The sequence below is a fragment of the Microvirga sp. P4_G7 genome (assembly GCF_056401005.1).
Genome location: NZ_JBFUKD010000140.1, coordinates 1 through 7,311, shown reverse-complemented (window position 1 = coordinate 7,311; position 7,311 = coordinate 1). Strand labels below are relative to the sequence as shown.

Below are 7,311 nucleotides of genomic sequence, written 5' to 3'. Positions count from 1 at the left end.
TACCGACATCGCGTAGGTCGCGACATCGGGATCGCGTCCGATGATGTCGCCGAGCAACTCCTGTCGTCGCATCATGTCGGCGAAGGAAATGTCCTGCGCGGCCTCCGACGTTCCTTGCAAGAAGCCGGTATCCTGCTGCGGGAAGAAGCCCTTCGGAATGATGATGAAGAGATAGATCGTCGCGGCCAGCGTCGCAAAGAAGACGAGAAGCGTGACGAGTTGGTGCCGCAGCACCACATCGAGTCCGCGCGCATAGCCGCTCTCCATCGCGTTGAAGAAGCGCTCCATCGCGTGATAGAAACGATTGTGCCGGACCCCTTCCTCTTCGCGCTTCAAAAGCCGTGACGCCATCATCGGCGTCAGCGTGAGCGAGACGACGGCGGACACGGCGATCGCCATTGCGACCACCATGGAGAATTCTCGGAACAGGCGCCCGATGATGCCGCCCATCAGCAACAGCGGTAGGAACACGGCGATCAGGGAAATGCTGATCGACAGGATGGTAAAGCCGATCTCGCTGGCTCCCTTGAACGCCGCTTCCTTGGGATCGTCGCCGTCTTCCACATGACGAACGATGTTTTCCAACATCACTATCGCGTCGTCGACCACGAAGCCGACCGAGATCGTCAGCGCCATCAGCGACAGGTTGTCGAGCGTGTAGCCTGCGAGATACATCAGTCCAAAGGTTCCCAGCAGTGCCAAGGGAACCGTGACGCTCGGGATGAGCGTCGCCCATACCTTTCGCAGAAACAGGAAGATCACCAGCACCACGAGAGTGATACTGATCAGGAGCGTGAACTGCACGTCGGCAACGGACGCGCGGATGGTCTGCGTGCGGTCGCTCAGGATGCCGATTTGAATGGCGGCGGGCAGCGCGGCCTGCAAGCGCGGCAATTCCTTCTTGATGCGATCGACCGTCTCGATGACGTTTGCGCCCGGCTGTTTGAACACGATGAGAAAGACGCCGCGTTTGCCGTTGCTCCAGGCCGCCAGTTTGCTGTTCTCCGGACCCGCGACGGCGCGACCGATGTCACGCACGCGCACCGGCGCGCCGTTCTGATACKACACGATGACGTCGTTCCATTCCTCGGCCTGCGTGAGCTGATCGTTGGCGTAGATGGTGAAGCTGCGCGTGGCGCCGTCGATCGAACCTTTCGGGCTGTCGACCGTGGAGATCGCGAGCTTCGAACGCACGTCTTCGAGGGACAGGTTCTTGTTGACGAGCTTCGCCGGATCGAGCTGCACACGGATCGCGGGCTTCTGTTCGCCGCCGATCGCAACCTGCGCGACACCCGAGATCTGGCTGAGCTGCTGCGCCAGCTTGGTGTCGACGTTGTCGTCCACTTCGGTGAGGGTGAGTGTATCGGACGTCGCCGAGATGATGAGGATCGGCGTATCGGCGGGATTCACTTTTCGATAGGTCGGCGGATTGGGCAGGTTCTTCGGCAATTGTCCGGTCGCGGCGTTGATGGCCGCTTGGATGTCGAGCGCAGCGGCGTCGATGTTGCGATCGAGGTCGAACTGAACGGTGATCGATGTCGAGCCCAAGGCGCTCGCCGACGACATCTGCGTCACGCCCGGGATCTGCCCGAATTGTCGCTCGAGCGGCTGCGCAACCGAGGATGACATGGTCTCGGGACTTGCGCCGGGAAGGGCGGCCGAAACCTGGATGGTTGGAAAATCGATCTGCGGCAGAGGCGCAACCGGCAGGAGTGGATAGGCGACGAGGCCGGCGAACAGAATTCCCACCATGAGCAAGGTGGTCGCGATCGGATAGCGAATGAAGGGTCCCGAGATGCCGCCGCTGCCCATCGCCATGCTACGGATCCTGCTTTGCGATCTTGGGCGCGTCACTGTTTGCAACCTCGACCTTCGCGCCTGGCTGCAGGCGATAATGGCCCGACGTGACGACGAGATCGCCCGCAGCGAGTCCCGTTTCGATCACCGCGACGTCGTTGATCGGGCCGACCTGCAAGGGGCGCACCTCGACGGTGAGATCCGGCTTGATGACATATGCGAAAAGCCCTTGCGGTCCACGCTGAACCGCCGTGCCCGGCACCGTCACGGCGCCTTTGATGGTTCGCAGGAGAAGTCGCGTGCTGACAGAGAGCCCAGGCCAAAGCCGATGGTCCTTGTTGTCGAACTGCGCTTTGAGGCGGATCGTGCCGCTCGCCGTATCGACCTGGTTGTTCACCAAGGTCAGATTCCCTTCCGCCAAGGGCTCCTTCCCGTTTGGCGACAAAGCGATCACGCGAAGCGGCGCGACCGCTTGGTTTCGATTGATCTCCGGGAGCTGATCCTCCGGCGCGGTGAAGACGACCGTGATCGGCTCGACCTGCGTGATTTCCACGACCCCGTTCGCATCCGCCGCGTGGACGATGTTGCCTCGATCGACGAGGCGAAAACCGGTTCGCCCCGTCAGCGGCGAGCGGATCGTCGTGTAGCCGAGCTGGGTGCGGGCATTGTCGATCGCCGCTTGATCCGCATYGATCTGGGCCGCGAGCGCATTGACCTGCGCCTGCTGCTGGTCGAGCTGCTGCTTCGAGGCAAAATCGCGGGTCGACAGCTGGCGTGTGCGTTCGAGGTCCGCTTTCAGGCTGACGAGGGTTGCTTCGTCCTGCGCTTTCTTGGCGAGAGCCTGGTCGAGTGCCGCCTGAAAGGGGCGTGGATCGATCTGCAGCAACAGATCGCCCTGATTGACGATCTGGCCCTCGTCGAAATTGATCGCCTGAATTTCCCCGTCGACCCGCGTGCGGATCGTCACCGTGTTGAAGGCCTGGACGAGACCGAGGCCGTTCAAGAACACTGGCACGTCCTTCGTCTCGGCACGCGCAGCCTGGACCGGAACGGGTTGCGGCGCTTGTTGGTCGCTTGATTGTCGCGCACCGCCCGCGCCCCAATAGCGCCAGCCGAAGAACGCGCCTGCCGATACGAGGGCTGCGCACAACGCCAGCAACAGGACCCGCGACGGCCGGGATGCCTTCGACGCCGTCTCAGCCATGGAAGATCCCCGCGCACGCGCTTGTCATCGAAAAGACGACGCGTTCAAGGCCTCAGCGGTTCGCGCTCTACACGAAGTTGTGTGGGAGGGCCGTCCAAATTCAAGGGAGCAAGTTCAAGAGGAGTCAGGCGTGGACGAGCGGATAAGGCTCCAACGCGATCTTCGGCAGACCCTTCGCGCGCAGGGCTGCGAGAAAGTCGGGGCCGCAATCCCGCCCCTCGGTGAAGACCGCGACGGTTTCGTCCTCGTCCGTCTCGTGCCCGGGGACGGGCGCACCGATCAGTTGAACGACACGGCGCGCGATCGCGGGCGCCGGATCGACCCAGACGACGGGCCAAGGTGCAAGCTGCCGCATACGTTCGATGAGGAGCGGGTAATGGGTGCAGGCGAGCGTCACCACGTCGGTTCTTGCAATCCCGTCATCGACGAAGCACGGCGCAATCTCCGCCGCCAGCGCATCGTCCGCAACGGGGCGTCCAGCGAGCTCGGCCTCGGCAAATCCGGCGAGCCGCGCGGAGCCGACCAGGTTGACGGCACAACCCGCCGCATAAGTCTCGATCAAGTCGCGCGTATAGTCGCGGGCGACCGTGGCAGGGGTCGCCAGGACAGTCATCTTCTTTGATTGGCTCAGTTGCGCAGCCGGCTTGATCGCCGGAACGGTGCCGATGAACGGGATCGCGAAACGGCTCCGCAGATGCGGAAGCACAAGCGTGGACGCCGTATTGCAGGCGATCACCACGAGTGTCGGACGATGGAGCGCAATCAGGCGCTCCATCACGCTGATCACCCGCGCCACGAGGACGTCCTCACTCAATCTCCCGTAGGGAAAACCCGCATCGTCGGCCGCATACACGAAACGCGCGTCCGGGCGCGCCTTGAGCACCTCGGAAAAGACGGTCAACCCGCCGAGACCGGAATCGAAGATCAGGATTGTGGGAACGGGAGACGGCATCACCGAGGGGTTATAGGCCGTTCCGGCGAGAAGATCGACGCGCATGAATTCACTCCGTCCCTATTGTCGCGCCTGTTCGTAAAGGACGGTTTAAGCGCAGCACGGAGCCAGCAGCACCGCCAACCAGCGGTTGACAGCGGAGCGTCATCACAACTTATAATGATATATCGTGGCACATTTTCACAATTCGCAACGTCACGAGCCAAGGGAGAGCGACATGGCACTATCGGCACTGGAACAGGCCTACCTGGAGCAGACGATGCAATTCGGGGGCAAAGGGGCGGGGAAGGACAGCTATTTCGGCACGGTCCTCACTTCGGCTCCGATCACGCCCGGGACCAAAGGCGGCCCCGGCACCCCGCCGAAGGCCGCACCGGACAGCGGTACGGCAAAGGTCCCCGCCCCACCTCAAACGACCGAAGGACAGGACGGCTCCTTCTACCGGCACAACGGTTGGTACGTCGAGACGGTGCAGCCTCTCCGATCGAGGCCATGCGACGGATACGAATACTTTCTGCAGCCCGGTCAACCTGACTGGGGCAGCAAGAAGCTACCGGATTGCTCAGGTCCGAAAGTGCAGCCGGTCATGCCCCACTACGCCGACAAGATGGGCTTTTGGGGAAACTTCGACTGGCATTGGTAGTGGAGCCCGGCTGCGTCAGGCGAAACCTGACGCAGTTCGAGATCCTACAGCCGCCGCCGCGGACCGCGTTCCGGCTTCTCTTCCTGGCCCTCGACCTTTGGCATCTGCGCGGAGAGGCGGCGGACCGGCCAGCCGTCGCTCCAGGATCCCATGTCGGTGAATTGCGGCGCCCGGGCGAGGCCAGCGGCGTCCTTGCCGCTGAACGCGGCCTCACTGGCGAGGTCGAAGGTTTTCCAGAAGGCAAGATAGTCCAGCGTATCCGTCGGGTTGCTGCCGAGTTGAATCGTCAAAAGGGTCTGCTCGCCGGTCAACGACATGTCGGCGCTCCAGCGCCAGGTATTCTTCTGCTTCGGATCCTTTGGCGGATCCGGCGGCATCTTGATCGCGGCTGCGTCGTAGGCCGCGTTCGGCGAGCCGGGGGCGACCAGGGTCGCGGTCAGGGCGGGGTAGCCGTGATCGTCCGAACCGACGCGCATGAACAGCTTGCGCGTCGCCGGGATCTGCGTGGTTTCCTTGAGAATGCGCCTCGCCGTACGATCGGCGGGAAGGTAATCGCGATCTCCGCTCATGGTRACGAGCAACGTCGCGGCATCAATGGTCGCGAGGTCGCTCAACGGAATGCCGCGCGATTTCGGATCGGTCGCGATGCCGCCCGGCATCATGGCGAAAACGAGCTTGGGCGTCGGCATCCCATCTTGGCCCGCCGCCGTTGCGAGATTGAGCGCGATCGGAACGCCGGCGAGATGGCCGATATAGGCCACCCGATCGAGATCGGGCCGGGCCTGCGGATCTTCGGCGAGGGCGACGAGGGTGTTCCGCACGATCGTGGCGGCGATATCCGAGGCGTCCGCCGGCCGGGTCCGGTTGACCTCCTGGAAGCGCGGGAAGATCACGAGATGACCTTTGCGCGCCAGATGCTCGATCCATCCGCCGTAAAGGGCCGGGTTGGGCCCGCCCCAGGAGTGGAGGATGACCACGACGGGGCGGGCGGTCGTCGCGTTCTCGGCGGCGTGGAAGACGAAGGCGCCGAGGCTCGCGGTGCCGACGCCGCGTTTGGCGACCTCGGCCTTGCCGTAATCGGCGCCGCCGGGCCCCTGTTCCGGCTGCTTCGGCGGCGTCGCCGCATGAGACCAGGTTGCGGCCAGGCAAGATCCCAGAAGGATGAGGGTCATCAACGAGCGACGCATGAGGGTCTCATTCAAAACAGCGCGCAAGAGCGCCCGAAGATCAGACAATCAGAATTTCTTTAAGGCTTTCTCAACCGACGACCTTCCGCAAGGGCGCGAATCGCCCCGCGTAATGTCCGAACGTCCTGTTCCGTCATTTCGAGGCGGTGGAACATGTCGCGCATGTTGCRGGCCATGCCCGGCTTCTTGTCGGGCGGGTAGAAATTGACCGCCTCCAGCTCGCTCTCCAGGTAGTCGAAAAAAGAGATCACCTGTTCGCGCAGGGCCGGAGGCGAATGGCGGGCACCGTCGAAGGGCAGCGTGCTGCCGAGCGCCTTCGTCCATTCATAGGAAACGAGCAACACTGCCTGCGCGAGGTTGAGGGAGGAGAACTTGGCGTCGACCGGAAAGGTGATGATGGCGTCGGCAAGGGAGACTTCATCATTCTCGAGGCCCGTCCGCTCGCGCCCGAACAGGATGCCGACCCCCTGCCCTTCGCCGATCCGGCTGCGGGCTTCCACCATGCCTTCCGTCGGGCCGAATACCCGCTTCATCTGGCCCCGTTCGCGCGCCGTCGTCGCGAAGACGAAGTTGAGATCCGCGATCGCCTCCGCGGCCGTTTCGAACAACGTGGCGTTTTCGAGCACATGCGTCGCGCCGGAGGCGGCGGAATGTGCTCCCTTCTTCGGCCAGCCGTTGCGAGGAGAGACGAGGCGTAGTTCGGAGAGGCCGAAATTCGCCATGGCGCGAGCCACCATGCCGATGTTCTCGGCCAGTTGTGGCTCAACGAGGATGATGACAGGGCGGGACATTGGCACGGATCGTTGGTCCGGCAAGTCCGCCGGGCTCAGTCTCCCATACCGTCAAAACCGCCGATTGCAAAAGGAAAGGCCTCCCCGAGATTGCTCTCGCAGGAGGCCTTTTTGCAGCACGTACTGAACCGTCTGGCGACTACCAGCAGCCCCAGCCGCAATAATAGCCGTAGCTCGGGCGAGCGGCCGCAGCGCCGATGGCAGCACCGCCGATGACGCCGACCGCGGTGCCGACGGCAACCTGGCTCGCCGCAGCGTTCGACTGCGCGACGTTGTTGCGGTAGTTCGCGTCGGTGCAGCGGGCATAGCCCTTCGTGCCGGGCTTCAGGCCCGATTGCATGCAAACCGATTCCGCGTTGGACATGGATTGTTCGGCGGTCTGACAGCCGGCAAGCGCGAGCGCCGCCAGTCCGACGATGAGTGCGAGACGCATTATTCCCCCCAAAGGTGACAGGCAAAATTACCCAGCGGCATCCAAAGCCGAGGTCGAATAGAATTTCAATACAGATTTTATTCTTTTTCGGTGTGTGGGCGCACAGGACTGCCTTTTGGGCCGATTTCGCCACACGATGGGAACTTGTTCGGCCATTTCCTCATTTCCTGTCCGCCAGCGCCCCCCTCAGGCATTTCTTCCGTTCGGAGCCCTCCTTGTTGCGCCGTCCTTCTCTCGCAGCCGCCATCGGCCTTTTCATGTTGACGGGAGGAGGAGCCGCCGCCGCCCAGCCGGAATCGCAAAC

General features: G+C 63.0%; 7 protein-coding genes. 1 reads left to right on the top strand and 6 read right to left on the bottom strand.

Features of this window, described 5'->3' with window-relative positions; all coding sequences use genetic code 11:
- The 3 genes from AC1DT3_RS08655 to murI form a co-directional block, all read right to left on the bottom strand.
- The coding region (locus AC1DT3_RS08655) for an efflux RND transporter permease subunit (RefSeq protein WP_477464849.1) at positions 1–1,812 on the bottom strand (1,812 nt) is incomplete at its 3' end.
- 7 nt (positions 1,813–1,819) lie between these two features.
- Positions 1,820–3,001, bottom strand: coding sequence for an efflux RND transporter periplasmic adaptor subunit (locus AC1DT3_RS08650; RefSeq protein WP_477464848.1), 1,182 nt, complete (start codon positions 2,999–3,001; stop codon positions 1,820–1,822).
- A gap of 124 nt (positions 3,002–3,125) precedes the next feature.
- Positions 3,126–3,998 (bottom strand): glutamate racemase, encoded by an 873-nt coding sequence (murI, locus tag AC1DT3_RS08645; RefSeq protein ID WP_477464847.1) that lies wholly within the window; start codon positions 3,996–3,998, stop codon positions 3,126–3,128.
- A 172-nt stretch (positions 3,999–4,170) separates the two neighbouring features.
- Between murI and AC1DT3_RS08640 the strand changes: the two genes are divergently transcribed.
- Entirely contained in the window at positions 4,171–4,596 is a 426-nt protein-coding gene (locus tag AC1DT3_RS08640; RefSeq protein ID WP_477464846.1) for a hypothetical protein, read from the top strand.
- 44 nt (positions 4,597–4,640) lie between these two features.
- Here AC1DT3_RS08640 and AC1DT3_RS08635 read toward each other — a convergent pair whose 3' ends face one another.
- The 3 genes from AC1DT3_RS08635 to AC1DT3_RS08625 all read right to left on the bottom strand — a co-directional run bounded on the left by AC1DT3_RS08635 (position 4,641) and on the right by AC1DT3_RS08625 (position 7,007).
- Positions 4,641–5,783, bottom strand: coding sequence for a dienelactone hydrolase family protein (locus AC1DT3_RS08635; protein ID WP_477464845.1), 1,143 nt, complete (start codon positions 5,781–5,783; stop codon positions 4,641–4,643).
- 59 nt (positions 5,784–5,842) lie between these two features.
- Positions 5,843–6,574 carry an RNA methyltransferase gene (locus AC1DT3_RS08630; protein ID WP_477464844.1) on the bottom strand — a complete coding sequence of 244 codons (732 nt, stop codon included), beginning with the start codon at positions 6,572–6,574 and terminating at the stop codon, positions 5,843–5,845.
- 139 nt (positions 6,575–6,713) lie between these two features.
- Positions 6,714–7,007, bottom strand: a complete 294-nt coding sequence (locus tag AC1DT3_RS08625; protein WP_477464843.1) for a hypothetical protein — start codon at positions 7,005–7,007, stop codon at positions 6,714–6,716.
- Positions 7,008–7,311: the final 304 nt, after the last annotated feature.

What these genes read in the sequence shown, in the direction of transcription:
- murI (WP_477464847.1), bottom strand. Translation starts at nt 3,998, where the DNA reads ATGCGCGTCGATCTTCTCGCCGGAACGGCCTATAACCCCTCGGTGATG.
- AC1DT3_RS08640 (WP_477464846.1), top strand. Translation starts at nt 4,171, where the DNA reads ATGGCACTATCGGCACTGGAACAGGCCTACCTGGAGCAGACGATGCAA.
- AC1DT3_RS08625 (WP_477464843.1), bottom strand. Translation starts at nt 7,007, where the DNA reads ATGCGTCTCGCACTCATCGTCGGACTGGCGGCGCTCGCGCTTGCCGGC.